Here is a 22,234-nt window from a genome sequence, read left to right on the forward strand (position 1 = left end):
GTCACCCCATCGCTTTCTTGATTTCATGGATACAGAACTTCAAAGCAAATACTCTCTGATCATTACCGCTCTTTAAGTTCTGCTCTTTTGCCAATTCAAGTTGATTAACAAGCTGACTAGCTGCATTTCTTAACTTGTCGTTTTCAATCTTGGAGTTATGTAATTCTTGAGCTAGGCGATCTACTTCTAAGATTGCTTGCTCTCTTGTTAGCTCTTGGTCAGCAAAGCAAGTTCCGCCTGCATGGCAATAACCGTCTGCGCCACAGTAAGGGCTTCCACCCTTACAGCGCATCACCGCATTAGCCCATGTGTCATCATCCTTACTTAGCAAGTCATGCTCACATGGAATCTTGATTGCTTTCATCCTTCCCCCTTGAGCGCTTGCCTCACTTCTTTAATCAAAATACTTTCAAGTAAGTTTTTGCTTGCTATTGATTTAATTCGGGCTAAAACAAAATAGGACTTCTCTAGCGCATCAATCTGCTTTTGCAACTTCTCAACCTTGCATTGCAATGTCTGAATAAGTTCTTTATCCATACCTTGTTGATATTCAAGATTTGAGATTTTTAAATCTTTGTCTTTGATCTGTTCTTTTAAGAATCGCTCATCTTCGGCGAACTCTTCTTGCAGCTCCTCACTGCTCTTAACCTCTTTCACATACATTTCATCAATAGTTTCAGCCACAAATATGTATTCATTTAATTGCTTTTGTAGCTCATCTTCACGCCCACGAAGTTTTTGATTAAGTTGCTCTTTAATATCCAAAGCTTCATTTAGTAAGTTGATATTATTTTGCAGCTCCTCCACTTTCGCTTGCTGTGACTGCTGACCACCTTCAAAGGCAATACGGCAACAATTGGCATGAAGGAGAACCATATTGCCTTGTGTGCCTAACCATTCGTTAAATGTTATTGGTTTATCCATCTCAAACATCCTTTGATTTACACAGCGTGCTGATGTGGTTTTCTGGTTTGTCTAGGGTTTCTAATTCCCCCGAATCCGAGGGTTTATCAATTCGATGCCCTGCTTTGATTTCTTCGGGTGTGGCATACTCAATCTCTCCTTTAGTTGTATGAAGGCGCCAATTTTCCCCATTCTTTATGAAATTACACTTGATAAGATCCTTATCAATACTGCTTATTTGGTAGATAGACTCGGTTATTTTGTCTGTGCGTTTAACCCAATCCCCGACTTTAAACTCACCCATGGCTGGCTCCTTTGTCCCACTGGACATCTTTAAGACTTGGACGGAATACGACAACACAGCAACCGAATGGCGCATTAGATGAAGAACCACCAAACTTTAAACGCCCACGAATAAAATGGATTTCACGACCTAAACAATAGTCTTGAAACCATCGTGCATCCGTTCTAACTGGAACCAGTGCAACAACTGTATGTCCTTGTTCTGCCGTATAAGCTGCTTTTGATATCCAATCTACAATTTCACGGCCATATGGCGGATTCATCCAGCATGTCCCAGTCCACTCTTGCTTTAGACCATCAATTTCAGGTGTAAAATAACGTTCACATTTAGCGTTTTCAGGCAGAGCACAAACGTCTAAATCAAAGTTAAATACTCGATCCAATTTTTCAAAAAAATCTTGCGGCGTTGACCATACATCTGTTCTATTTTCAGCAAGACCAAACAGCTTGCTTTGCGCCATTGTGTTCATACCGCCTCCTTGTAACGTCTAGTCATGGCTTCCTGCTTGAGTTGGTCTAGCATTTTCAGCTTTCTTAATTTCTCGTATAGGTTCGCTGCTGCTCTTGTTTCTGTAGTTTTAAATCCATAGTTATAAGCGCATCGAAGCGCCATCATTTCCTTGTAGTTCATCTGCCTAGCTCCACCATGTTCAAAATCGAAACTTCCATTTCAGCAAGCACGTAATTTTTTAATTCGTGGTAGGTATTGTTTTTGAATGCCTCACGTACTTCTTTAACCACGATCATGTCGAAGTAAGGGCGCTTTCTTTTTTCCGCGATTGTGATTAATCGGAATTTAATTTCTGTTAGTGTCATACCGCCCTCGCATCTTTCCAGTTGCACTCAATGGTTGTGAGTCCGCCATGTTGGAAACGTGACCAAAGGCGATCACCCAAATCATTTTTGAGTTGTTCAAGTGTCATATTTGAAATGAGCATCGTTGCCTTGCATGCGTCATAGCGTGAGTAAAGAACTTTATGCACTAGCTCTAAGCGCTTATCACGGTCATGCAATCCGTACTCATCAAGAATGAGCAAGTCGTAAGTTGTGAACTCATAAATTACTGACTGCTCTGATTGATCTTTTGTGTCCTTGTCCCACGCCTTCATGATGCGTTGAGCCAATTCCTCGCTTGTGATGTAACGTGCGTAGTTGCCTTTGGCTAAAAGCGTTCTTGCAGTTGCACATGCCAAATGTGTTTTGCCTGTTCCGGTACTTCCGACCATGACCAAGTTTTCAACTTCGCCCTTCACGATTTTTTTGGCAAAGTTTGCTGTTTGGGTTAAAGCGTTCTTTTGACCAGACGAAGGTGTGTTGTAATTTCTAAATCCAGCGTTTTTATGACGTTCTGGAAGCATTGCCCCTGCAAAGTGTTTTTCACGAACTGCCTTCTGAACTTCAAACTCATGTTCTTGATTTGCCTTAGACACATACTCGATTGCACACTGTGGGCAGCCTTGAAAGCCTCCCATGATGATTTCTTTCGCATTGTGCTTAGTGCAGAAACCTGAACCTTGTAAAACTTGTGGATTAAGCATCGCGTTCATAGCATCCAATCCTCCAACTCAACAGGATCACCAGCATTGCTGTAATCTGGATGGATGTTTTCCCATGCTGCATTCACGTTTCTAGAATCGATTGGATCTTGTCCTTTAGGTGCAACCTTACGACTTGAAAAATTGCGTTTAATCCACTTCACGAAGTTTGTGTACATTTGGGTATCTGTAAGCAAACCCGCTTCAATTTTTGTCGAGTAGTAACCGTTGATCTCAAGTAACCAGCCATCAACTTCGGATTGAGTCATTTTTGCTATACCTGATCTTTGCAACCAAGCATTCAACGCATCCAAATTTGGAGTCCAAAGTTTGAGCACTGTATCGACTGGATTTTCGCTACATGTATTTTCTTTAAAGTTTTCTTTAATATTTTCTTTTGTAGTGTCCCCATTTTTGGGAGTAGTCCCCTCCCCATTTTTGGGAGTAGTCCCCTCCCCATTTTTGGGAGTAGTCCCATTTTCAGGTAGTACCTTATTTTGGGATTGGTTTTCTAACAAATAATAGGTGTTTAATCCGCCAGTTTTACGCTCAACTTTGATTAAACTTTTCTGTTCAAGTTCTTTAATTGAGGCATAGACCTTATCTGTTTTTTTGATACCGCACGCTTCTTGAAATTGCGTAGTGGCAATCTTGTCTGAGTTGCGATTAAAACCAGAAGTCTGACGAATTATTAGCATCAAACATTTAAATGCCTTGTCGCTTAATTGCGCCATTATTTGCTCGTCAATTAAAGAGTTAGGCAATCTTGTGTAGCCTTCTTCTTTCTTTGACATATCTTGTCGCTCTTGTTTTGGAAACGGAATAACATCACCTTGTGGTGAGTCATGTTTATGTGCTAAATTCATATTTCAGTTCTCGTTTCATTGCTTTGCAGTGGAATGGCAGATAAGGCTCAATTGGTTACGACAATTGGGCCTTTTTTGTGCCTGTGTTTTATGCGGATTTGGCGCCAGTTCAAGCTCAAACGGCTCAGGCGTATTCCTTGTATCTTCGGTAACTGTGGTCAGATCGATAGGCATTTGTAGACAATTAAGCATCTCCTCAACCTCGAAGATTATGTCCATGGCAGCTATACGCATTAGCTCTGATGAGCCGTTTAACTTTCTAGAACGCGCAATACGCTCTAATTTGATTTTCATTTCTTCCGTGCACTTAAAGGTGACACTTGCGGTTAATTTTTCGGCCATGTCACCACCTAAGCAGCTTTGATCGTGTGTGGGATGTTGGGATTTACAAGCAATAATTTAGAGGCCGAACCTTCAGGAACCATATCGCCCCATAAGCTAACTGCTTGTTTACTAATCCCAATTGCTTTTGCCACACCGACTTTGGTTTTGAACGCCTGAATGGCGTCACTTTTCTTCATCAGTACTTGCACTTTCTTTACTCCAGTAAACAAAGACAAGTAAAGCATACTTTACTTAACGAAATCAAGCAAACTTTACTTATAAAAAGTTAAGCTAGCTTTACTAATTTGGGAATTTTTATTATGTCTTCGCTTCAAGAACGCATGCATCAAGCCAAAAAACACTACGAATCAACTCGTAATAAAAAACTAAAAAACACAGAAATGGCTGAATTCTGTAAAGTAAGTAAAGCAAGTGTTGGTCAGTGGTTTAATGGACCAACAAAAGAACTGGATGGCAGTAACTTGACTCTTGCAGCAGAATTCTTAGGTGTTAACCATAAATGGCTTGCTGGCGAACGTGCCCCAATGCTGCTAGATAAAAAATCAGATGCGAATGTAGTATTTAATAATGATGAAATTAGCAAAATTCCTGTACTAGATTATGTACAAGCTGGCCTTTTTAACTCTGTTGGTTACGATGGGGTAAATCCAATAGGTGAAACTTATACGACTTATAAATCAGCAAAAGAAAAAAGTGTATTTAGTCTTACCGTTCAGGGTGACAGTATGTTGCCAGACTTTAAACCAGGTGATCTTTTAACAATCGACACAGCATTAATGCCTCAGCCCGGTTCTTTTGTGGTAGCTCAAAACGGTGATTACGAGGCAACTTTCAAGAAGTATCGAGTAATTGGATATGATGATTTTGGAAGGGAAATTTTTGAATTAGTTCCTTTAAATCCAGACTACCCAACACTTTCATCACTTAATCACAATATATCAATTATAGGTGTGATGGTCTTACACATGAGGAAATATAAGTGAATGGATTAAATAAAATATGGGAATTTGGCTCGAAAGAGCCAATTCAGAGGATAGGCATCTTATTTTTAACAGTAGGGATTATTTCTTTATTATCGTGGGTTTATAAAGAGAACTTAGATTTAAACCAAATACTAAATCCTGAATATTTTCCTCAAAAAAGAGATGGCTTTTTCTTTCATTTATTTTTGTATTTTCTACCGATTGGCTTTCTGCTTTCTTGGGGGTATTTCTTATTATTAAAAATTAAAAGGTGGGTCTTTTATAAAAAACCATCTGGGGAAAAATTAATTTTTAAGGACAATCTGTCAGCCTTTTCTTTTGCAACTACCATCCACAAGCCTTTATTTGAAAAAAATCAAATGAGTTTCGGGATAATTCAAGAAGTTATTCATAATAATAACTCTATCCAAGGTTTTTTAGTTCAATTGGCAAATAGTGAAGGTACAACTTTAGTTGCTGGAATTAATGATAAGTATCAAAACTCATTAGGTAAAAATGACTTAGTTTATTGGGGGTTTGTCAGTCCATCAAAAGAACATTTTAAATTTGAGGCGTCAGGTTATATTTTGGCTTTATTAGAGCCTGAATATGATGTAGATAAAAAAGAATGGTTAATTGCAAAAGACTTAACTAAATAAATTCTAAATCGCTTCGTCCGAACCACTATGCATATAGTGGTTTTTTATTGCCCATACAAAAAAGTAAAGTGTACTTAAAAATAATTAGTAAAGTAGGCTTTACAATGTCTACAAGGTAAAGTATGCTTTACTAACCTTATAAACAAAAACCGCCATAGGGGTCAGAGTCTAGGCGGTTTGCATCTAATGCGGAGATAAGTATGAATCAAAGAATTGAAAAGTACAAGTTTAGCCAAGCCTTCCGGGATGGCTCGAAAGCATTCATAGCTTTCTGGGTTATCACCTTCATTGTATTTGCATTCCTAAAAGGCTGTGCCGACGAGCAATACGCCAACGAACTCAAAGCAAAACAGAACATGTATGTGCGTGTGCAGGTTGAGGGGGTGAAGTGATGGAAATTCGTATCGGTAAAGAATGGGTTATTCAGTCTTCTGGAAATGCAATGAATATCATTCTTGCAAAAGTTCCTAAGGACTTGCAGGACAGTACAGATCCAATTGACCCTATCCGTCTAAGTCAGAAGTTTTACTATTCAACCATTTTTGGCGCTATTACAGGTGTTTTTAAACTTGGCATAGCTGACTCAGAAGCTCGCACATTCCAAGACTTAGAGAAAGAAATACATCGCATAGCAAAGGAATGTCAGAAGGCATTTGACGCAGCTAAGGAGCCCTCTCATGGATAACTTCCACGAAATTATTGATAAATTGGTAGAAGAAAGTCGTGTTCAGATTGCTCACACAGCTGGTCATCTTGCTGTGGCTCATCAATCACTTGCAAATGACTATCTTCTTAATGTCGCTAATCAAGCTTTATTCATGCTTGGCACCACGCTTACTGCTGAAGAATTTGAGACGGAAATTGATGGCTTGAGAAAGCATTTGGTTGAGTCTCTGAGAGGTACTAACTCATGAATATGTTAGCCCTTAAACCCGAGCTGCTATGCCCTTCTTTCCCTTACTTAGACATGTCTACTGACATTCAAGTTGAAGGCGAAACGGTCTATTTCGATCTAACTTACGGCTGCAATGTTCTTAACTGCCAGATTAAAGCTGAAACGACTCATGACACTCGTGAAGTAACTGATCAGTCCAGTGGTTGTGCCCGTGACCAAGAATATGAAGTGCTTGTAGTAGATACAAAAACTCATGCTGTAGTGACTGATAAAGACGGTATTGAGTCACCGATTGGCTTACGTTTCAAGCTTACAGACGCACAAGCACACAGCTTAAACGAGCAGCTTAAATACTACGCCGAAGAATTGGCAGATGAAGAAGCGGGAGTGGTGTGATGCATGTACATGAGAAAAGAAAACTACTTGAAGCCATTGATGTGCTTATTCGTCGTCCTGCTTCAGCAACAGAGACAACAATTGCTGAGGCAATGGCCTACTTCAAGATGCTAATTGAGGAGTCTACACAAGGACAAATTGAAGTCCGGTATTCAGACACTACTCAGCAGTTGCTATTTTAAAAATTAGGAGAAGATTATGAATGCGCCAGTAAATACACAAGTTAATGAATTACAAGTATTAGAACAAAACGTAATTGTAGCGGCTTTCGCTAAACATGGTGGTACAGATGAATTGTATGAACGTATTGCTCAAGAAGTTCGTTCTCATGTGCCAGATGTAAGCACTAAGAAAGGCCGTGATGCGATTGGTTCGCTTGCTTTGAAAATCAGTAAGTCAAAAACTCTTATTGAGAAATGTGGAAAAGAATTAGTAGCTGAACAAAAAGCTCAAATCAAAGTGATTGATGATGATCGAATCTCAATTGTTAAGAAGTTTGATTTATTACGTGATGAGGTTTTAGCGCCTCGTGATGCTTGGGAGCAAGCTGAGAAAGACCGTGTAGCGAAGCATAGCCAGTTTATTTCAAATATCAAAGTTATGTATGGTCTTTGTTTTGATCTTCCATCACTGGAAATCAAAAAAGCTATCGACTCCCTAGAGAGTTTAGTTGTTGACTCATCTCTTGATGAATATGAGCAGGAAGCAAAACTTGCAAAGCTTGAAACATTAGAAAAGTTACGCGCTGCCCTTTCTACACGTGAAAAATATGAAGCTGAACAGTCTGAATTGGAACGTTTACGCAAAGCTGAACACGAACGTTTACAACGCGAACATGAAGAACGCATTGCACATGAAGCTGCTGAAAAAGCCCGTCTTGAAGCTGAGCGTAAAGCTAAAGAAGAAGCTGAACGTGTAGAGCGTGAAAAACAAGAAGCTATTGCAAAAGCAGAGTGCGAAAAACGTGAAGCTGCTGAGCGTGAAGCTCGTTTAGTTGCTGAAAAAGAAGCTGCTGAATTACGTGCGCAACATGCAGCCGAAGCAGAACGTAAACGTATTGAAGCCGAACAAGCTGTGAAGCTAGAAGCAGAACGCAAGACTGAGGAAGCGCGCCAAGCAAACCAAGCACATCGTAAAAAAATCTGTAATGAAGCTCTAAAAGGCTTATTGGCTTTAGGTATTGATAAAGCAAAAGGAAAAGAGATTTTGCAAGCAATCAATAAGGGCTTAGTTCCACACGTATCTATTAAGTTTTGAGGATTAGAAGATGAACGCATTAGTAGAAAACCAACCAAACTTACCAATGAATGCTCAGACATCTTCATTGATTCTTGACCCTCAAGCAATGCAAAACATGGTGGCATTTGCTGACTTCATGTGTAAGGCAGTTATCACTGTACCAAAGCATTTACAGGGTAATTCTGGTGACTGTTTGGCAGTAACTATGCAAGCAATGCAATGGGGTATGAACCCTTTTGCAGTTGCTCAAAAGACTCACTTAGTAAATGGCAACTTAGGTTACGAAGCTCAGCTAGTTAATGCTGTGATTATTGCTCGCGCCCCTATCGTTGGTCGTCCTAACTTTGAATGGTATGGCGACTGGTCGAAAGTGGATGGTAAAACCTGCAAAGCTCACGATGTTGGTGTGCGTGTATGGGTAACTATTAAAGGTGAATCAGAGCCACGCATCCATGATGTATCGTTTGCCCAAGTTGGTACGACTCGCAATTCGCCTAACTGGGTAAACGATCCTAAACAGCAAATTGCATACTTGGCTACTAAAAAATTAGCTCGCCTTCACTTCCCTGATGTGATTTTAGGTGTCTATACAGAAGACGAACTATTAGACACTGATGGCGCAGTGGGCTTGCCTCCTAAAGATATTAATGAAACACCAGTAGACACACGACCAGTTCTAACTGAGAAACAGGCAGAAGCTGCTATTAAAAAGCTAAATGCTAAACAGGTAGAGCTTCACCAAATCACTGAACACTACAACGTTTCAGATGAATTATTAAATTACATCAAAGCGAAAACGGAGGTCTTAGAACATGATCCCGTTTAGAGCATCGGGTGTGGGTAAGCTTATGGCTTACCCTGAAAAGGACACCATACCAGAAGGCGCACTATCACATATTTATGAGATAGCAAGCCAGATCCTTTTAGACTGGCAACCTGAATTAAGTACGCCAGAAATTGAGAAAGGGAAAGTTGTAGAAGACCAGAGCATTGCCCTACTTAACCAAGTTACTGGCAACTTCTATGTGAAGAATAAGACGCGTATTACAACCGATTTATTCACAGGGGAATGGGACATAGACGAGCAAGAGGAAGACATCATTATTGATATCAAATCGGCTTATTCAAAAAAGACATTCCCTATTGAGATTAAAGCTGGTGATAAGAAGTTGTATGAGTGGCAATTAGATAACTACATGTTAATCCGAGATCTGAATAGATCAGCAATTGCTTACACACTGGTTGATACACCTGATTATCTGATTAAGAAATACGAGAAGATTGACTGGCACGTTGTTGGTCATATTCCACCAGAAAGACGAGTAACCATGTTTTACAAAGAACGTGATGCAACTCGTGAAAAACAATTAATTAGACGCGCTGAGATTTGCCAAGAATTACTTTGTGAAATCTTAGACAAGAAAGGCTTTAAGTTTGAGGTGGCAGCATGAACGACTGGCAAATATTAAGAAGTCGCTACGGCAGCAACCGAAGTTATAAGAATCGCCTAGCCCTTCTGCCATCTAAGTTTGAGGATTTCTCTAACTGGCTAGTTGACCAAGGTGCTGATGTTTTCAGTAGAACAGAACAAAACGAACTTTTGAGATTTAGATATAAAGGCCAATTAGGTATTTGGTATGAGTCAGGTTCAGGAAACCTACTAATGCATGATTTGGCAGACAAGTATTTGGAGACAGCAGCATGACAGATTTGAATAAGGAAAGAGAGGCTTTTGAGAAGCTTTCAGAAATTGCAGAAATACTGAATGAGGAAAAATCTCATTTTAATGGTGATTTTTACGACTTACCATTCAACTCATGTGCAGAATCATTTATCAATGGAGCTTGGTATGCATGGCAAGAAAAAGCCAAAGCTCAGGCGGTGCCAGAGGGTTATGTTTTGGTGCCGAAAGTTGCAAATAAGAAAATGGTCAATGCTGGATATGAAGCACATGACGGATTCTATACAAATGGTCAGGTGCAAGATGTTTATCAAGCAATGATTAAAGCAATCGAATCGGGAGCTGAACAATGAGCATAACACTTAGCGGTCATCAACTAAAAAGCCTTCTCGAATTTGTAAATCCAGATGGTGAAAATGATTTAGATCAACTTGAAACTGAACTAACTATTAAATTCTTTGAAGATGGGCACAGCGGCAAAGGCTATTACTTTTGGATGAGCGAATATCCAGAGGAAGGCAGCATGTTGTTGGATGTTGAATCGGGAGCTGAGGGATGAGTGAACCAATTCCAAAAGAAGTGATTCGTGAAGAATTGCTTGAGAACTTTAGAAACTTAGCAAGATACTGGGCACAAAGTAAAGGCACTGATTTAGAAAAATGTGAAGGTCTGGTTCATTCGATCTTAACAACTTTTGATGGTCTTTCTGCTTTCCCAGCTATCGATCTGGTTATGCGCCCTCATCCAGATGATAAGCAGTACTTTATAAATAATGGCTGTGACTATATCGAGGATGGAACTGTAATTAATGATGATGTGGTGTTGAACGATTTGTTTTTTAGAAAAGCGGAAAGTATGGAGGGGTGAAATGACAGCAATTGCGAATATAGGTAGTAACTTTGTTGTAGCGTTACCACCTTCGGACATCTGGCTTAATGACTCCCAAGCTGCTGAGTTCTTGGGATATCGAGATGTACATTTTAAGGCAGCAGTTTGCTGCCTGCCAACCTTCCCTAAACCGCGCTATGTTATTAAGTGCGGTCAAGGAAGACGCTGGAACTTGGCAGAGCTATCAAACTGGTTGAATGAACAATCGGATGATGAGCCAAAGAAAGGAAGACCACGCAAACGGGGCTAATCTAGCCTCGTTGCAATTTCACTTGCAGTAGCATTGTAGTAAATCATCAAACTTCTTAAATCTTTGTGCCCAATCATCCGGGCTAAGTCTAAAACTTCTAATTTCCTTGCAAGGCGTGTGCAAGCTTCATGCCGTGTGTCATGAAAGTGCAAGTCAGTGATTTGACATCTATCTCTCAATTTACGCCAAAGCGTATCAAAGCTTTGGGAATTACAAGTAAAGACCTGCTTTTTATCAAGACCTTTTAATAAAGTAAGCAACTCAACTGCACGCTTAGATAGTGGTACATTTCGTTTAGTACCATTCTTTGTTTCATTTAAAACTAAATATCTATCTTTTAAATAAACACGATCCCAAGTCAAGCCAACAATCTCACCAGCGCGCATAGCTGTCTCAATCGCAAAGAGAAAGGCAATTATAATTTGCTGAGTTGAATTTACTGGAACATTATTATCCCAATTTGCTGCAAGACATAATCTATCAATCTCATCTTGAGCAATTCGCCTATCCCGGTGTTTAGAAGGTGGCGGCAAAGTTAAGTCAGCCATTGGAGACTCTTTAATCCATTTCCATTCTTTCCGGGCAACAGTAAATAAAGAAGCTAAAATATTTGCTTCACGTCTGACAGTAGCGCCCTGCACTTCTTTTAAACGAGAATCACGCCATTGCACTAAATCGTCAGTTGTGACTTTGGCCAATTGTTTTTGACATAGCTTTTTATACTCACGCTTAAAGAAAGCCATTCTTTTGACTTCATTCTCATGAGTTTTCTTTTTTATGCTTACTTCATTTAAGTAGCGTTCTATAGCTTCTAAAAAAGAGTGATCTGGTAATTTGCCATGCGATTGTTCGCGTAACTGAGTCTCGCGTTTAGATGCCCAAGCTCTTGCTTGGGCTTTTGTATCAAAGGTTGCACTTTCGCGAATTCCGTTTACACTTATCTCGGCTCGCCATGTATTGTTGCGCTGTCTAAATGAAGCCATAATTTTGTGGCGTAATCTTGGCGTAATTGTGATAACCGAAATAATAGGAAAAAATAAGAAATAATAGAAGTACAGATTATTGACCAATTTGGCATTTGATTGTTTTGTATGAAATAATAAGAAAAGATAAAAAAACCTAAGAAGTTGTTATTTTTGATCAAGTGCCCGCCGGGCGCACCAATTTATATATAATAACTTCATAATTTTATCTCAATTTCATAAAATTCCGACTATTTTACTTGGTTTATTAATCATTATCGCTCAAAATATACCCCTCTTTCATAATGTGAGAATTTCATGACTGATGCTTTGGTATTAAAAGATTTGTCCAAAACATATCGTAATGGTTTTCAGGCGTTAAAAGGTATTAACCTCACTGTGCCTGAAGGTGAATTTTATGCGTTGTTAGGCCCAAATGGTGCCGGCAAATCAACAACCATTGGTATTATCAGTTCCCTCACAAAAAAGACCTCAGGAACAGTTGAGATTTTTGGGCATAATCTCGACACTCACCCATCCTTGGCAAAACAACAGCTTGGCGTTGTCCCTCAAGAATTTAACTTCGGGCAATTTGAAAAAGCCTTCGATATTTTAGTCACTCAAGCTGGCTATTACGGCATTCACAAAAAGATTGCCGAAAAACGTGCCGAACATTATTTAGAAAAACTTGGCTTGTGGGAAAAACGCAATATACAAGCCCGCATGCTATCTGGTGGTATGAAACGCCGTCTAATGATAGCCCGTGCCATGATGCATGAGCCTAAGCTTCTTATTTTAGATGAACCTACTGCGGGTGTAGATATTGAATTACGCCGTTCTATGTGGGATTTTCTAACGGAAATGAACGAAAGTGGCACTTCTATTATTTTAACGACACACTATTTAGAAGAAGCGGAAATGCTCTGTCGTCAAATTGCCATCATTGACCGCGGTGTCATCAAAGAAGACACCAGTATGAAAAGTTTCTTAAACCAGTTGAGTGAAGAATCTTTTATTTTCGATTTAGCAGAACCGATTGCCCCACTCCAGTTAAACATTATTGGAGTGAAGTTCAACTTAATTGATAGTAGCACTTTAGAAGTAACCATGGATAAAGCACATACATTAAATGACTTATTCCAACTTTTAGAGTCACAAGGTATTCGTGTCCGTAGTATGCGAAACAAATCGAATCGCCTTGAAGAGCTATTTGTCAAAATGGTTGAGAAAAATCTTGAAGGAGAGGCAAAATGAACTTTAACCAACTGCAAATTGCCCTCTGGACTTTAGTTCGTAAAGAAGTACGCCGATTTCTTCGCATTTGGCCCCAAACCTTATTACCACCTGCGATTACCATGAGCTTGTATTTTGTCATTTTTGGTAATTTGGTTGGCTCACGTATTGGACAAATGGGCGGCGTAAGCTACATGCAGTTTATTGTGCCTGGCCTAATCATGATGGCTGTTATTACCAACAGTTATGCGAACGTTTCTTCCAGTTTCTTTAGTGTGAAATTCCAAAAAAGCATTGAAGAGCTCATTATGAGCCCTGTGCCATTACATATTATTTTATGGGGCTATGTCATTGGTGGTATTTGTCGTGGTGTTCTAGTTGGGGCCATTGTTACCGCGATGAGTATGTTCTTTACTGACCTTTTTATACATAACTGGTTCGTAACTATATATACAGTCTTAATTACATCTGTTTTATTTTCCTTAGGCGGCTTTATTAATGCGGTCTATGCAAAATCTTTTGATGATATTTCTATTATTCCAACATTTGTACTTACTCCACTCACCTACTTAGGTGGTGTGTTTTATGCCATTAGTGCACTTGGTCCTTTTTGGCAAAAACTTTCTTTAATTAATCCTATTGTGTATATGGTTAATGCTTTCCGTTTCGGCATTTTAGGTCATAGCGACGTGAACGTTACGTTCTCTTTAATCGTTGTGACATTATGTTGTGTTGTACTTTACGGAGTTGCTTACTATTTACTTGCTCGTGGTTCAGGAATGCGTGAATGAGTGTCGAACAGTCTTTATTGGGTAAAGAAACCCAGTATCCAACCAGCTATCAACCCGATGTGTTATTTCCAATCGCACGTGCTCAATCTCGTGAAAACTATTCACATATTGAAGGCATTACCCAAGGTAAAGATTGGTGGCATGTTTTTGAAATCTCTTGGTTAAATTCGCACGGTATTCCACAGGTTGCCATTGGCAGAATTACCCTGCCAGCGTCTTCACCAAATTTGATCGAATCAAAGTCATTAAAACTTTACTTCAATAGTCTTAACTTCACTCAGTTTGACTCTAAAGCGTTATTTATTGAAACAGTTGAAAAAGATTTATCGGCTGCGGCAGGTGCAAAAGTTGAGCTAACGCTATTTCAAGTAGATGATCTCGATATTTCCAAGCCACAAGGCATTTGTATTGATGATCTAACACCTGAACGTTTAGAACAACATCCCGATGCATCGCTTTTAAAACTAGATGAGTCTGACGAAGAAGTTGAAATTGAACTGTATTCTCATCTTTTGAGAAGTAACTGCCCAGTCACGGGACAACCAGATTGGGGGACAGTTTTTATCCGTTTTAAGGGCAAAAAACCTTGTTATCGTAGTGTTTTAGCTTATATTATCTCGTACCGTCAGCATAACGGTTTCCACGAACAGTGTGTTGAGCAAATCTTTGCAGATGTTTGGCAAAATTTGCAGCCTGAAAAGCTGATGGTTTATGCAACTTATACTCGCCGCGGTGGACTTGATATCAATCCTTGCCGAGTATCGGATCTATCATGGATGCCAAAACCGATTCGATTGGCACGACAATAAAACGAATAATTTGAGGATACACCATGCCGTTTTTTGGTTTTACCCCTTCTGAAGGCTTATTGAACGATATGCAGACTGGAATTGCGAATAAAAATTCTAGTGAACCGCTATATCCACTTCGAGACAAAATTGCTTTACAACTCAATGAAGAAATTATTGATAATGTACTGATTCAGTTAGTACAACATTTCCCAGCGAGTGAAAAAAGAGATACTGCCGAAAAACTTGCTGGTTATGTCAAATCTACAGTTGCCGTACTTTTAAAGCAATTACTCAGTAAAGCACCAAATGACGTTGTTAAGCAGTCAGTTGAGTTTTCAGAGAAAAGCTTATTTAAAGATCCACAAGGTCAATATAAAGTTGGCGTAGCTTTAGATGCTAGCTTAGTGACTAATTTGAAGCATAATTTTGCTGAGCTTCAAGCAGGTAATGACATTAATAAAGCAGCATTAGCAGAACTCTATAAACAGTTTGGCGATGCTATGGTTAGACACTTTATGTCTGATTTTAACAAGACATTAGATTTAGGCATGATTAAGCGTAAAGCAGCCGATATTGGCGCTGCTGCTGTGACTAAAGCGGTTCATATCGCGATCGATAAACTCATTCCAAGTTTAAATCGCACTGAATTGAAAGCGATGGCTGAATATCATGATGGTCTATTCTTTAACTAATAAAAAGTAGACTATCGGAAACCTGGCAAACGCCAGGTTTTTTTATTGCAAAATATTGATATACATTGCCATAAATCACGTTTATGTTAGCATGCGCCAAGCACTGATTGACCTAGTTAAAGCCGCATGTCTCCTAGTCCACAATATAAATTTTTACGCCAAGCTCCTCGAGATGGTCTTAGTACTGCCATGCAACCTTCACGTTGGCAGCAACTCCATATTGACCCTTGGTTATGCCTATTTTTATTCCTAAATGCTCTGTTAGGTTTAACGGTACTATATAGTGCATCTGCACAAGATGTCGGCTTAGTCAGTAAACAGGCTATGAGCTTTGGTATTGGCTTTTTAGTCATGATTGGTCTGGCTCAAATTCCTCCAAAGGTTTATCAAGCTTTTTCACCCTACTTTTATTTATTTGCACTATTTTCCTTAATTGGAGTTATGGTCTTTGGTGAAGTTCGTATGGGGGCTAAACGCTGGATTGATATTCCCGGTTTCGGAAGTGTGCAACCCAGTGAGTTCATGAAAATTGGCATGCCAATGATGATTTCATGGTTTTTAGCACGCAAACCACTTCCCCCTAGCTTTTCTCAAGTTATTTTATCATTAATGTTAATTGGTGTTCCTTTTTTACTCATTGCGGAACAACCTGACTTAGGAACATCTCTACTCGTATTAGCCAGTGGTATTTTCGTACTATTTTTAAGTGGTCTATCTTGGCGTATGATCGGCGCAGCAGCAGCCTGTGCCGCTATTGTTATTCCAATTGCATGGGAATTCCTTTTACACGACTATCAACGTCAACGTGTTCTAACGCTACTTGACCCAGAAGCAGATGCATTAGGAACAGGCTGGAACATTATTCAATCTAAAACAGCTATTGGTTCTGGCGGCTTCTCAGGTAAAGGTTTTCTTGAAGGTACACAGTCACATTTACACTTTTTACCAGAAGGTCATACTGACTTTATTATTGCGGCTTATTCCGAAGAATTTGGCCTGATTGGCGTGCTTATATTAGTTATTCTTTATTCAGCTATTATTTTTAGAACATTCCAAATTGGTTTACAGAGCTTTCATAATTATGGACGCTTGGTTGCTGGCGCCTTTGGTTTGTCTTTTTTTGTTTATGTATTTGTAAACGCAGGAATGGTCAGTGGTATTTTACCTGTAGTGGGTGTTCCTTTGCCTTTTATGAGTTATGGCGGTACAGCTATTATTACTTTAATGGCCACTTTTGGTTTAGTCATGTCTATTCATACACATCGATAATTTGGAATTTTAAAAAGATATGTTGTCTCAATTTGTTAATAAAACTTTAAAAGTACTCGCTTTGTGTACTGGTCTAGTGAGCACAAGTCATTTTGCTCAGGCCAATGATTTTGTAAATGATCCTAATTATTTAAATTTTAAACAAAAAGCCATGAATACTTATGGTTTAAGCAGTGTACAAGTAGATGCCGCGATGAGCGGTGCAAAAAATTTACCAAACATTATAAATATTATGACTCGCCCAGGTGAAAGTAAGCCTTGGTATGATTATCGCTCTATGTTTTTGGTTGAAGGCACTATTCAGCGTGGTGTCCGCTTTAAAAACCAATATGCAGATGCACTTAACCGAGCTGAACAGCAATTTGGTGTCTCTCAAGCTGTCATTTTAGGTATTTTAGGTGTTGAAACAGGATATGGAGCCAATAAAGGTTCTTTCATCACTCGTGACGCGCTCGCGACATTAGCATTTGGTTACCCGCGCCGTGCTGATTATTTCAGTGATGAGTTAGCTGCTCTGATTGCATGGACCTATAAAGAAGGCTATCCAACCAATAGTATTGTTGGCTCTTATGCTGGAGCAATTGGCTACCCACAGTTTATGCCAAGCAATATCAGTAAGTATGGAGTCGATTTTGACGGTAATGGACACATTGATCTTCGTAACTCTGCGGAAGATGCAATTGGCTCAATCGCAAACTACTTAGCAAAACAAGGATGGCAACGCGATCAACCGATTGGCTTCATGGCTCGTTATGTTGGCTCAAATCCAGAAAATATCATTGCTAAAGACCTAACTCAGCCCTCTCCATATGGCGTACTCAAAACTCAAGGGATTTCACCATTAAACCCTTTAGTTAAAATTGATGACCTAGATATGGTAAATGTTATTCAATTACAAGACTATAACGGTCCGATTTACTATTTAACCTATCCAAATTTTCAAGTGATTACGACTTATAACAAAAGCCGAATGTATGCGACTGCAGTATGGTTGTTAGGCACAGAAGTAGCTAGCCGATAGGCTAGCTTTTTGATGGGTTTTTGTAAAAGTCAATAAATATTTTTGTTAAATCGATCACAATACACACATTTTAAATATCCTGTTACATATTTGATTATTTTTTAATCTAAAACTGTAAGTTTTTGCCCTTTTTGTAACTATTTCTCGTTAAAGACTAGACACTCTCCGTAAGCGATGAATATTATCCACCCCAATCAAGCAATTGCAAAAGTGAATAATTAGGCATGTTCACTTCAATTTTTAGTCTGCCGGCTAAAAGAAAAAGAGCATGTTCTCAGGAGTTTATATAAATGCAGTTATCGCTGAAATACATTCTTGCACTGACGGCTAGTTTAAGTATGGCCCCGCTGCACGCTGAAATGATGCAGTCATCATCATTAAACAGTGATGTAGATGGTCCAAATGCAAATTTAGCAGCACGTGTATTGAGTAAAGATACTCAAAGCTTTAATTCTCGTTTTTCTAACATTAACAGTCTTTCAATCACTGAACGTTCTGGCGATCAAATTCGCCGTCAAGCTATCGCAGCTAAAATTGAAATCCCTGAAGATGAGCCTTCAGTGATTGAAAAACTTAACACAGTAGCTTCAAATACTGTTCGTAAGTTTAGCCAAACTGGTATGGCATCTTGGTATGGTCGTCAATTTCATGGCCGTAAAACTGCAAGTGGTGAAACATTCGACATGAATGCACTTACTGCTGCTCATCGCAGTCTGCCATTGAACTGTTATATCCGTGTGACAAACAAAGACAATGGTAAAAGTGTGGTAGTAAAAGTAAACGACCGTGGTCCATTCCATGCAAATCGTGTACTTGATTTATCATACGGTGCAGCAAAACGCCTTGGTATTACCAATGCTGGTACTGCAAAAGTAAGTATTGAACGTGTAGACGGTCCTACTTCATAAGCGATTACTCCTAGAGTTCATGAAAAAGCCACAATTTAATTTGTGGCTTTTTAATTTTTAGCCCCCCAATATAAAAATCATGCTCAAAATTTTATGTTTTCACTCTTTTTTTAATTACAAAATTGATTAATTTTTAACCCAAAAACACATCTTTTTAATACCTCTCATTTTTTTCTTCTATTTTTCGATTAGAGCCATTTTAAAAAAATTACGCTACCCTAGTACCACTTTAGTCTAAAAAGGGCTATTTATCGCCTTTTAAGAGCAGTTGAGTTGAGTATTTTTCTGTTATTTTCCGGCTTTTCATAAAAAAGTGCTTTTTTGGGTCATTTCCTGACTTCAAAACCCGCAAATAAGTAGTTCGAGTTTTTTTAAGTACATCTCACTCTTTCTAAGTTCATCTTTTAATTTTTCAAACCTATTTTTATAGATGGTCAGATCTTAAATTTATGCTTATAAGAATATTCAGAATAAATGAATAAACGATAAGGAACATGTACAACTTGTCTTGTCTACTCAGATAACAACAGGCTAAAATATAGGCATAAAAAGAATGATTCAAAATTAGACATGGAGAAAAAGGTCTATGAAATCTATTGGTGAATGGTTTGATGAATACAGTCAAAGCCATCAAAATCCAAAAAACAAGAAAATCCACTGGGTATGCGTCCCAGCTATTTTATTTTCTATTATCGGAATCATTGCCCACTTTAGCGCCTTACTCACTGCTTTACTCATTGTACTGACTCTAATTTTCTATGCTCGACTCGATCTTGTACTTGCAGTAGCAATGGCTGCACTTCTCGTTGTAATGGCTTGGCTTATTTATGTCCTACCTGTTGGTGTCGGGTTTTATATTGCTCTTTTTGTTATTGCTTGGATTGGACAATTTTACGGACATAAAGTTGAAGGGAAAAAACCTTCCTTCTTTAAAGATTTACAATTTTTATTGATTGGTCCAGTTTGGTGTATGGATGCGTATCTTGGAAAAATGTTGCCAAAGTGGAAAAGTCGGCAGAACAAATTGATTACTCAATAATTTATTAAAAAGCTGAATCTTTTAGATTCAGCTTAAATTTACTGATTTATTAGAAAATTTATAAAATAGAAAAATGCTAGGCTGAGTAGAACACTGGGTAAAACTTTTTTTAAATAGAAAGCAATTACAATACAAAATATTGTCGTGTATAAGTAAGGATTATCAAAAATACCTCTTAGTTCATTTCCCTCAAAAAAGATTACTGGTATACAAATAGCAGTTAATAAGCAAGGTGCTGAATAATTTAGCATTTTATTCATCAATACGGGTAATTTTACTTTTACATTGGGTTCTAAAAAATAATAACGATTAAAAAACACAATAGCAGCCAATCCTAAAATCATGAGCCATGACATATTATTTTTCTCCTGTTCTATTTTCTGCAAAAACCGCAATAAGCATTCCCAATAAACCAGAAATTAGAATACCTCCTTCCAAGTTTAAAAATTTGAAAAAAAAGCCAGTAATGCAAGTTGTTAAAACTCCAGCTATGACAGGCTTTTCCTTACACATAGGAATAATCATGGCCACAAAAATAGCAATAATCGAAAAATCTAAATGGTAGGACAATAAATCTGGAATCGCCGTAGCCAATAAAATTCCGGCTAAACTAAAAACCACCCAGAATAAATAAAAACATATACCCGCCCCTAACAAATAATGAGGATGCCTTTTTTCGTTCGGAGCACTTAAAGCAAACAATTCATCTGTTAGCAAAAAACCTAAACTTAATCGCTTTGGCAAAGACAAAATAGAAATGTTATTTCTTAAAGTTAATGCATAAATAAAATGCTGTGCAGTAAGAAAGAAAATCGTGATATAGATTGTTAATAATGATGCACCTTCCATCACCATACTCAAACTGACCAATTGTGCAGCACCAGCAAACACAATTCCTGACATTGCTAATGCTTTATAAAATGATAAACCTGCATGAATTGCCATTGAACCAGCCAAAATAGCCCACGGAATAACCGAAATAGACAATGGCAATATATCTACCGCCCCTCGTAAAAAAAGATAAGGTGGTTGGCCTTTAGAAAATCTTACAGATTGATTTAAGTGAGCATTCATCTCTAGACATCTATAACATTAGGTATTTATAGAGCTTCTTGTATTTCGCCCAAACTCTCTTGAACAAAATTGCGGTTAGAAATGAAAATAAATTTTAGAGATTAAGGCTTGCTACATACTGGGTAGGTGTAACGCCCATTGCCTTTTTAAAGTGACGGTTAAAATGACTTTGATCAGAAAACCCACATTGCTGTGCAACCATCACAATTTGATCACCTTGCTTTAATAGCTGTCTCGCTTTTTGCAAACGTGCCTGTACCAACCACGCATGAGGTGGTAAACCCACATATTTTTTAAATTGTCTTAAAAAATGCCAAGCGCTTAATCCAACCATATCAGCCAATTCCTGCAAAGAAAAATTCTTTTCAGGCATATCTACCAACAAATCTTTAACTTTTAAGATTTTCGAATAAGCTTCTGGTAGCTCACAAAAGGTATGCCGTGATTTACCATGACGCATCATTAAACAAGCCAATGTCGACAGATACATGGTTTCTTTCAGCAAAAAATTATCTTTTTGTTCTAATAAATCAAATAACAAGCAAAGTTGTTGAGACAAACCCAGATCTTGAATAACTGCTTGAGGAAACCAAGGTGCGCCATGACCATTCTCAAAAAAATCCTGGCTCACTTCAGCAAGCATATCTGGTGTGGGATAAATTGCTCTATAACGCCAACCCGATTCGACAGCAGATGAACCTGTATGAATTTCATCTGCATTCACCAAAATAATGTCGCCTTTAGGGGCTACATGTAGCTGTCCCGTCCTAAAAAAAGACTGTGCACCTTCTTCAATCACACCAATACAATACCCTTCGTGGGTATGCTTTGAAAATTGCGTTTGGTGGTAATGTGCTTTTAATAGTTCTAAACCGCCCAACTCTCGCAAATGCAAGTAGTCAGCCTGTTCGCGGTACATATATACATCTCATCTACTTATCTAGAAAAAACATAGCATGTTTTAAAAAGATGCATAGAACAAAATTGCTGTTAGATAGAAATGTATATCCGTTTTCTATTGGTAAATACGCCCATTATGTTTTAGCCAACCATTTTCATGTCGATTTTGTGGATCATGGTGCGTCCAATGCAATACACCACCTTTTTCGTTATATTCATATTCACCATTAAATTCGACAATATCCCCTTTTTGCAAATCTTCAATTTTTGGTGCTAAATCAATATTATGTGCGACCAAAATTGAAAGACCATTTTTTAATACAAGAATAAATTTCTGGTGTCTTGTCCCATCATTATCTTCTCTTAAAATTGCTTTTACTCGACCACTTCCCTGCACTTGAACATTACTTTGTTTACGATCATAAGCAGTTTTTATGGTATCCGCACCATCATTTGAAAGCGCCGTTTCAGTATGCTGAGTGATCGGAGTGGGTGATGATGTTTGATTCTTCTTATGCCCAGATGAATCTAGACCGAAATATGCAGCAATCAATAAGACAATAATGCCGCCAATACTTAGATTTTTTTTATTTGTCATCTTTATATTCCGATTTCAATAGGGATAAAAAAAG

Annotated in this window: 38 protein-coding genes; 23 read left to right on the forward strand and 15 right to left on the reverse strand. The window is 38.4% G+C overall.

Annotated elements, in window-relative coordinates; all coding sequences use genetic code 11:
• Window position 1: 1 nt before the first annotated feature.
• Genes MSG95_RS00610 through MSG95_RS00655 form a run of 10 tightly spaced genes read right to left on the reverse strand, consistent with a single transcriptional unit; the run spans window position 2 to window position 4,140 of the window.
• Window positions 2-364: a hypothetical protein gene (locus MSG95_RS00610; protein WP_317458002.1), complete on the reverse strand. Its 363-nt coding sequence runs from the start codon at window positions 362-364 to the stop codon at window positions 2-4.
• A complete protein-coding gene (locus tag MSG95_RS00615; protein WP_324644904.1) occupies window positions 361-924 on the reverse strand; it encodes a hypothetical protein in 564 nt (187 codons plus the stop codon). Before MSG95_RS00615 ends, MSG95_RS00610 begins: the two co-directional genes overlap by 4 nt.
• A gap of 1 nt (window position 925) precedes the next feature.
• The gene (locus MSG95_RS00620) at window positions 926-1,207 is read right to left on the reverse strand and encodes a hypothetical protein (protein ID WP_324644906.1); all 282 of its coding nucleotides are present in this window, start codon (window positions 1,205-1,207) and stop codon (window positions 926-928) included.
• The gene (locus MSG95_RS00625; RefSeq protein WP_324644908.1) at window positions 1,200-1,676 is read right to left on the reverse strand and encodes a DNA N-6-adenine-methyltransferase; all 477 of its coding nucleotides are present in this window, start codon (window positions 1,674-1,676) and stop codon (window positions 1,200-1,202) included. The genes MSG95_RS00620 and MSG95_RS00625 overlap by 8 nt, the downstream gene beginning before the upstream one ends.
• Window positions 1,673-1,837: a hypothetical protein gene (locus MSG95_RS00630; RefSeq protein WP_324644909.1), complete on the reverse strand. Its 165-nt coding sequence runs from the start codon at window positions 1,835-1,837 to the stop codon at window positions 1,673-1,675. Before MSG95_RS00630 ends, MSG95_RS00625 begins: the two co-directional genes overlap by 4 nt.
• The gene (locus MSG95_RS00635; protein ID WP_324644910.1) at window positions 1,834-2,022 is read right to left on the reverse strand and encodes a hypothetical protein; all 189 of its coding nucleotides are present in this window, start codon (window positions 2,020-2,022) and stop codon (window positions 1,834-1,836) included. Before MSG95_RS00635 ends, MSG95_RS00630 begins: the two co-directional genes overlap by 4 nt.
• Window positions 2,019-2,753 (reverse strand): ATP-binding protein, encoded by a 735-nt coding sequence (locus tag MSG95_RS00640; protein WP_324644911.1) that lies wholly within the window; start codon window positions 2,751-2,753, stop codon window positions 2,019-2,021. The genes MSG95_RS00635 and MSG95_RS00640 overlap by 4 nt, the downstream gene beginning before the upstream one ends.
• Window positions 2,750-3,607, reverse strand: a complete 858-nt coding sequence (locus MSG95_RS00645; protein WP_324644913.1) for a replication protein — start codon at window positions 3,605-3,607, stop codon at window positions 2,750-2,752. The genes MSG95_RS00640 and MSG95_RS00645 overlap by 4 nt, the downstream gene beginning before the upstream one ends.
• Window positions 3,608-3,622: 15 nt before the next feature.
• On the reverse strand, window positions 3,623-3,949 hold the full coding sequence (locus MSG95_RS00650; protein ID WP_255006818.1) for a ribbon-helix-helix protein, CopG family: 327 nt from the start codon (window positions 3,947-3,949) through the stop codon (window positions 3,623-3,625).
• A gap of 8 nt (window positions 3,950-3,957) precedes the next feature.
• Entirely contained in the window at window positions 3,958-4,140 is a 183-nt protein-coding gene (locus tag MSG95_RS00655; RefSeq protein WP_001197739.1) for a Cro/CI family transcriptional regulator, read from the reverse strand.
• A gap of 111 nt (window positions 4,141-4,251) precedes the next feature.
• Between MSG95_RS00655 and MSG95_RS00660 the strand changes: the two genes are divergently transcribed.
• The 15 genes from MSG95_RS00660 to MSG95_RS00730 all read left to right on the forward strand — a co-directional run bounded on the left by MSG95_RS00660 (window position 4,252) and on the right by MSG95_RS00730 (window position 10,922).
• Entirely contained in the window at window positions 4,252-4,935 is a 684-nt protein-coding gene (locus MSG95_RS00660) for a S24 family peptidase (RefSeq protein WP_000096815.1), read from the forward strand.
• A complete protein-coding gene (locus tag MSG95_RS00665) occupies window positions 4,932-5,573 on the forward strand; it encodes a hypothetical protein (RefSeq protein ID WP_001013793.1) in 642 nt (213 codons plus the stop codon). Before MSG95_RS00660 ends, MSG95_RS00665 begins: the two co-directional genes overlap by 4 nt.
• Window positions 5,574-5,773: 200 nt before the next feature.
• Entirely contained in the window at window positions 5,774-5,965 is a 192-nt protein-coding gene (locus MSG95_RS00670; protein ID WP_057690512.1) for a hypothetical protein, read from the forward strand.
• Complete coding sequence (locus tag MSG95_RS00675) at window positions 5,965-6,258, forward strand: hypothetical protein (protein ID WP_324644917.1); 294 nt, start codon at window positions 5,965-5,967, stop codon at window positions 6,256-6,258. The genes MSG95_RS00670 and MSG95_RS00675 overlap by 1 nt, the downstream gene beginning before the upstream one ends.
• Window positions 6,251-6,487, forward strand: coding sequence for a hypothetical protein (locus tag MSG95_RS00680; protein WP_212259737.1), 237 nt, complete (start codon window positions 6,251-6,253; stop codon window positions 6,485-6,487). The genes MSG95_RS00675 and MSG95_RS00680 overlap by 8 nt, the downstream gene beginning before the upstream one ends.
• A complete protein-coding gene (locus tag MSG95_RS00685) occupies window positions 6,484-6,864 on the forward strand; it encodes a hypothetical protein (RefSeq protein ID WP_309004351.1) in 381 nt (126 codons plus the stop codon). The genes MSG95_RS00680 and MSG95_RS00685 overlap by 4 nt, the downstream gene beginning before the upstream one ends.
• Entirely contained in the window at window positions 6,864-7,046 is a 183-nt protein-coding gene (locus tag MSG95_RS00690) for a hypothetical protein (RefSeq protein ID WP_324644935.1), read from the forward strand. The genes MSG95_RS00685 and MSG95_RS00690 overlap by 1 nt, the downstream gene beginning before the upstream one ends.
• A 16-nt stretch (window positions 7,047-7,062) precedes the next feature.
• Window positions 7,063-8,121, forward strand: a complete 1,059-nt coding sequence (locus MSG95_RS00695) for a hypothetical protein (protein ID WP_324644921.1) — start codon at window positions 7,063-7,065, stop codon at window positions 8,119-8,121.
• 10 nt (window positions 8,122-8,131) lie between these two features.
• The gene (locus MSG95_RS00700) at window positions 8,132-8,929 is read left to right on the forward strand and encodes a RecT family recombinase (RefSeq protein ID WP_324644923.1); all 798 of its coding nucleotides are present in this window, start codon (window positions 8,132-8,134) and stop codon (window positions 8,927-8,929) included.
• Window positions 8,916-9,554 (forward strand): hypothetical protein, encoded by a 639-nt coding sequence (locus tag MSG95_RS00705; RefSeq protein ID WP_324644924.1) that lies wholly within the window; start codon window positions 8,916-8,918, stop codon window positions 9,552-9,554. The genes MSG95_RS00700 and MSG95_RS00705 overlap by 14 nt, the downstream gene beginning before the upstream one ends.
• On the forward strand, window positions 9,551-9,808 hold the full coding sequence (locus MSG95_RS00710; protein WP_270916417.1) for a hypothetical protein: 258 nt from the start codon (window positions 9,551-9,553) through the stop codon (window positions 9,806-9,808). The genes MSG95_RS00705 and MSG95_RS00710 overlap by 4 nt, the downstream gene beginning before the upstream one ends.
• Complete coding sequence (locus tag MSG95_RS00715; protein ID WP_324644928.1) at window positions 9,805-10,137, forward strand: hypothetical protein; 333 nt, start codon at window positions 9,805-9,807, stop codon at window positions 10,135-10,137. The genes MSG95_RS00710 and MSG95_RS00715 overlap by 4 nt, the downstream gene beginning before the upstream one ends.
• A complete protein-coding gene (locus tag MSG95_RS00720; RefSeq protein WP_034120613.1) occupies window positions 10,134-10,343 on the forward strand; it encodes a hypothetical protein in 210 nt (69 codons plus the stop codon). The genes MSG95_RS00715 and MSG95_RS00720 overlap by 4 nt, the downstream gene beginning before the upstream one ends.
• The gene (locus MSG95_RS00725) at window positions 10,340-10,651 is read left to right on the forward strand and encodes a hypothetical protein (RefSeq protein ID WP_324644930.1); all 312 of its coding nucleotides are present in this window, start codon (window positions 10,340-10,342) and stop codon (window positions 10,649-10,651) included. Before MSG95_RS00720 ends, MSG95_RS00725 begins: the two co-directional genes overlap by 4 nt.
• Window position 10,652: 1 nt before the next feature.
• On the forward strand, window positions 10,653-10,922 hold the full coding sequence (locus tag MSG95_RS00730) for a helix-turn-helix transcriptional regulator (RefSeq protein WP_000123991.1): 270 nt from the start codon (window positions 10,653-10,655) through the stop codon (window positions 10,920-10,922).
• On the opposite strand, the gene MSG95_RS00735 is transcribed toward MSG95_RS00730, so the two are convergent.
• Window positions 10,919-11,905 carry a tyrosine-type recombinase/integrase gene (locus MSG95_RS00735; RefSeq protein WP_324624574.1) on the reverse strand — a complete coding sequence of 329 codons (987 nt, stop codon included), beginning with the start codon at window positions 11,903-11,905 and terminating at the stop codon, window positions 10,919-10,921. The two genes, MSG95_RS00730 and MSG95_RS00735, sit on opposite strands and share 4 nt — an antisense overlap.
• Before the next feature lie 297 nt (window positions 11,906-12,202).
• Between MSG95_RS00735 and MSG95_RS00740 the strand changes: the two genes are divergently transcribed.
• From MSG95_RS00740 to MSG95_RS00775, 8 genes are all read left to right on the forward strand, one after another.
• Window positions 12,203-13,138, forward strand: coding sequence for an ABC transporter ATP-binding protein (locus MSG95_RS00740; protein ID WP_004700452.1), 936 nt, complete (start codon window positions 12,203-12,205; stop codon window positions 13,136-13,138).
• Window positions 13,135-13,908 carry an ABC transporter permease gene (locus MSG95_RS00745; protein ID WP_077165428.1) on the forward strand — a complete coding sequence of 258 codons (774 nt, stop codon included), beginning with the start codon at window positions 13,135-13,137 and terminating at the stop codon, window positions 13,906-13,908. The genes MSG95_RS00740 and MSG95_RS00745 overlap by 4 nt, the downstream gene beginning before the upstream one ends.
• On the forward strand, window positions 13,905-14,717 hold the full coding sequence (gene queF, locus MSG95_RS00750; protein ID WP_004700447.1) for an NADPH-dependent 7-cyano-7-deazaguanine reductase QueF: 813 nt from the start codon (window positions 13,905-13,907) through the stop codon (window positions 14,715-14,717). Before MSG95_RS00745 ends, queF begins: the two co-directional genes overlap by 4 nt.
• Window positions 14,718-14,740: 23 nt before the next feature.
• The gene (locus tag MSG95_RS00755) at window positions 14,741-15,391 is read left to right on the forward strand and encodes a hypothetical protein (protein ID WP_004700442.1); all 651 of its coding nucleotides are present in this window, start codon (window positions 14,741-14,743) and stop codon (window positions 15,389-15,391) included.
• A 126-nt stretch (window positions 15,392-15,517) separates the two neighbouring features.
• Window positions 15,518-16,660, forward strand: coding sequence for a rod shape-determining protein RodA (gene rodA / locus MSG95_RS00760; RefSeq protein ID WP_004700437.1), 1,143 nt, complete (start codon window positions 15,518-15,520; stop codon window positions 16,658-16,660).
• Between the two features lie 19 nt (window positions 16,661-16,679).
• Window positions 16,680-17,681, forward strand: a complete 1,002-nt coding sequence (gene mltB, locus MSG95_RS00765; RefSeq protein WP_019457156.1) for a lytic murein transglycosylase B — start codon at window positions 16,680-16,682, stop codon at window positions 17,679-17,681.
• A gap of 290 nt (window positions 17,682-17,971) precedes the next feature.
• On the forward strand, window positions 17,972-18,589 hold the full coding sequence (locus tag MSG95_RS00770; RefSeq protein WP_002052473.1) for a septal ring lytic transglycosylase RlpA family protein: 618 nt from the start codon (window positions 17,972-17,974) through the stop codon (window positions 18,587-18,589).
• Window positions 18,590-19,175: 586 nt separating this feature from the next.
• The gene (locus tag MSG95_RS00775) at window positions 19,176-19,628 is read left to right on the forward strand and encodes a DUF962 domain-containing protein (protein WP_004700432.1); all 453 of its coding nucleotides are present in this window, start codon (window positions 19,176-19,178) and stop codon (window positions 19,626-19,628) included.
• 38 nt (window positions 19,629-19,666) lie between these two features.
• On the opposite strand, the gene MSG95_RS00780 is transcribed toward MSG95_RS00775, so the two are convergent.
• From MSG95_RS00780 to MSG95_RS00795, 4 genes are all read right to left on the reverse strand, one after another.
• Window positions 19,667-19,984, reverse strand: a complete 318-nt coding sequence (locus MSG95_RS00780; protein ID WP_004700429.1) for an AzlD domain-containing protein — start codon at window positions 19,982-19,984, stop codon at window positions 19,667-19,669.
• A gap of 1 nt (window position 19,985) precedes the next feature.
• Window positions 19,986-20,702, reverse strand: coding sequence for an AzlC family ABC transporter permease (locus MSG95_RS00785; RefSeq protein WP_004700427.1), 717 nt, complete (start codon window positions 20,700-20,702; stop codon window positions 19,986-19,988).
• A gap of 94 nt (window positions 20,703-20,796) precedes the next feature.
• On the reverse strand, window positions 20,797-21,621 hold the full coding sequence (locus tag MSG95_RS00790) for a helix-turn-helix transcriptional regulator (RefSeq protein ID WP_004700426.1): 825 nt from the start codon (window positions 21,619-21,621) through the stop codon (window positions 20,797-20,799).
• A 96-nt stretch (window positions 21,622-21,717) separates the two neighbouring features.
• Window positions 21,718-22,200, reverse strand: a complete 483-nt coding sequence (locus MSG95_RS00795) for a DUF3465 domain-containing protein (RefSeq protein ID WP_004700425.1) — start codon at window positions 22,198-22,200, stop codon at window positions 21,718-21,720.
• Window positions 22,201-22,234 lie beyond the last annotated feature (34 nt).

Origin of the sequence: Acinetobacter sp. IK23, assembly GCF_035615275.1 — a bacterium.
In the GTDB taxonomy this organism is placed as follows: domain Bacteria; phylum Pseudomonadota; class Gammaproteobacteria; order Pseudomonadales; family Moraxellaceae; genus Acinetobacter; species Acinetobacter seifertii.

Excerpts from the sequence above, each read along its gene's own strand:
- MSG95_RS00610 (WP_317458002.1), bottom strand. The coding sequence starts at position 364 with ATGAAAGCAATCAAGATTCCATGTGAGCATGACTTGCTAAGTAAGGAT.
- MSG95_RS00615 (WP_324644904.1), bottom strand. The coding sequence starts at position 924 with ATGGATAAACCAATAACATTTAACGAATGGTTAGGCACACAAGGCAAT.
- MSG95_RS00620 (WP_324644906.1), bottom strand. The coding sequence starts at position 1,207 with ATGGGTGAGTTTAAAGTCGGGGATTGGGTTAAACGCACAGACAAAATA.
- MSG95_RS00625 (WP_324644908.1), bottom strand. The coding sequence starts at position 1,676 with ATGAACACAATGGCGCAAAGCAAGCTGTTTGGTCTTGCTGAAAATAGA.
- MSG95_RS00630 (WP_324644909.1), bottom strand. The coding sequence starts at position 1,837 with ATGAACTACAAGGAAATGATGGCGCTTCGATGCGCTTATAACTATGGA.
- MSG95_RS00635 (WP_324644910.1), bottom strand. The coding sequence starts at position 2,022 with ATGACACTAACAGAAATTAAATTCCGATTAATCACAATCGCGGAAAAA.
- MSG95_RS00640 (WP_324644911.1), bottom strand. The coding sequence starts at position 2,753 with ATGAACGCGATGCTTAATCCACAAGTTTTACAAGGTTCAGGTTTCTGC.
- MSG95_RS00645 (WP_324644913.1), bottom strand. The coding sequence starts at position 3,607 with ATGAATTTAGCACATAAACATGACTCACCACAAGGTGATGTTATTCCG.
- MSG95_RS00650 (WP_255006818.1), bottom strand. The coding sequence starts at position 3,949 with ATGGCCGAAAAATTAACCGCAAGTGTCACCTTTAAGTGCACGGAAGAA.
- MSG95_RS00660 (WP_000096815.1), top strand. The coding sequence starts at position 4,252 with ATGTCTTCGCTTCAAGAACGCATGCATCAAGCCAAAAAACACTACGAA.
- MSG95_RS00670 (WP_057690512.1), top strand. The coding sequence starts at position 5,774 with ATGAATCAAAGAATTGAAAAGTACAAGTTTAGCCAAGCCTTCCGGGAT.
- MSG95_RS00675 (WP_324644917.1), top strand. The coding sequence starts at position 5,965 with ATGGAAATTCGTATCGGTAAAGAATGGGTTATTCAGTCTTCTGGAAAT.
- MSG95_RS00680 (WP_212259737.1), top strand. The coding sequence starts at position 6,251 with ATGGATAACTTCCACGAAATTATTGATAAATTGGTAGAAGAAAGTCGT.
- MSG95_RS00685 (WP_309004351.1), top strand. The coding sequence starts at position 6,484 with ATGAATATGTTAGCCCTTAAACCCGAGCTGCTATGCCCTTCTTTCCCT.
- MSG95_RS00690 (WP_324644935.1), top strand. The coding sequence starts at position 6,864 with ATGCATGTACATGAGAAAAGAAAACTACTTGAAGCCATTGATGTGCTT.
- MSG95_RS00695 (WP_324644921.1), top strand. The coding sequence starts at position 7,063 with ATGAATGCGCCAGTAAATACACAAGTTAATGAATTACAAGTATTAGAA.
- MSG95_RS00700 (WP_324644923.1), top strand. The coding sequence starts at position 8,132 with ATGAACGCATTAGTAGAAAACCAACCAAACTTACCAATGAATGCTCAG.
- MSG95_RS00705 (WP_324644924.1), top strand. The coding sequence starts at position 8,916 with ATGATCCCGTTTAGAGCATCGGGTGTGGGTAAGCTTATGGCTTACCCT.
- MSG95_RS00710 (WP_270916417.1), top strand. The coding sequence starts at position 9,551 with ATGAACGACTGGCAAATATTAAGAAGTCGCTACGGCAGCAACCGAAGT.
- MSG95_RS00715 (WP_324644928.1), top strand. The coding sequence starts at position 9,805 with ATGACAGATTTGAATAAGGAAAGAGAGGCTTTTGAGAAGCTTTCAGAA.
- MSG95_RS00720 (WP_034120613.1), top strand. The coding sequence starts at position 10,134 with ATGAGCATAACACTTAGCGGTCATCAACTAAAAAGCCTTCTCGAATTT.
- MSG95_RS00725 (WP_324644930.1), top strand. The coding sequence starts at position 10,340 with ATGAGTGAACCAATTCCAAAAGAAGTGATTCGTGAAGAATTGCTTGAG.
- MSG95_RS00730 (WP_000123991.1), top strand. The coding sequence starts at position 10,653 with ATGACAGCAATTGCGAATATAGGTAGTAACTTTGTTGTAGCGTTACCA.
- MSG95_RS00735 (WP_324624574.1), bottom strand. The coding sequence starts at position 11,905 with ATGGCTTCATTTAGACAGCGCAACAATACATGGCGAGCCGAGATAAGT.
- MSG95_RS00740 (WP_004700452.1), top strand. The coding sequence starts at position 12,203 with ATGACTGATGCTTTGGTATTAAAAGATTTGTCCAAAACATATCGTAAT.
- MSG95_RS00745 (WP_077165428.1), top strand. The coding sequence starts at position 13,135 with ATGAACTTTAACCAACTGCAAATTGCCCTCTGGACTTTAGTTCGTAAA.
- queF (WP_004700447.1), top strand. The coding sequence starts at position 13,905 with ATGAGTGTCGAACAGTCTTTATTGGGTAAAGAAACCCAGTATCCAACC.
- MSG95_RS00755 (WP_004700442.1), top strand. The coding sequence starts at position 14,741 with ATGCCGTTTTTTGGTTTTACCCCTTCTGAAGGCTTATTGAACGATATG.
- rodA (WP_004700437.1), top strand. The coding sequence starts at position 15,518 with ATGTCTCCTAGTCCACAATATAAATTTTTACGCCAAGCTCCTCGAGAT.
- mltB (WP_019457156.1), top strand. The coding sequence starts at position 16,680 with ATGTTGTCTCAATTTGTTAATAAAACTTTAAAAGTACTCGCTTTGTGT.
- MSG95_RS00770 (WP_002052473.1), top strand. The coding sequence starts at position 17,972 with ATGCAGTTATCGCTGAAATACATTCTTGCACTGACGGCTAGTTTAAGT.
- MSG95_RS00775 (WP_004700432.1), top strand. The coding sequence starts at position 19,176 with ATGAAATCTATTGGTGAATGGTTTGATGAATACAGTCAAAGCCATCAA.
- MSG95_RS00780 (WP_004700429.1), bottom strand. The coding sequence starts at position 19,984 with ATGTCATGGCTCATGATTTTAGGATTGGCTGCTATTGTGTTTTTTAAT.
- MSG95_RS00785 (WP_004700427.1), bottom strand. The coding sequence starts at position 20,702 with ATGAATGCTCACTTAAATCAATCTGTAAGATTTTCTAAAGGCCAACCA.
- MSG95_RS00790 (WP_004700426.1), bottom strand. The coding sequence starts at position 21,621 with ATGTACCGCGAACAGGCTGACTACTTGCATTTGCGAGAGTTGGGCGGT.
- MSG95_RS00795 (WP_004700425.1), bottom strand. The coding sequence starts at position 22,200 with ATGACAAATAAAAAAAATCTAAGTATTGGCGGCATTATTGTCTTATTG.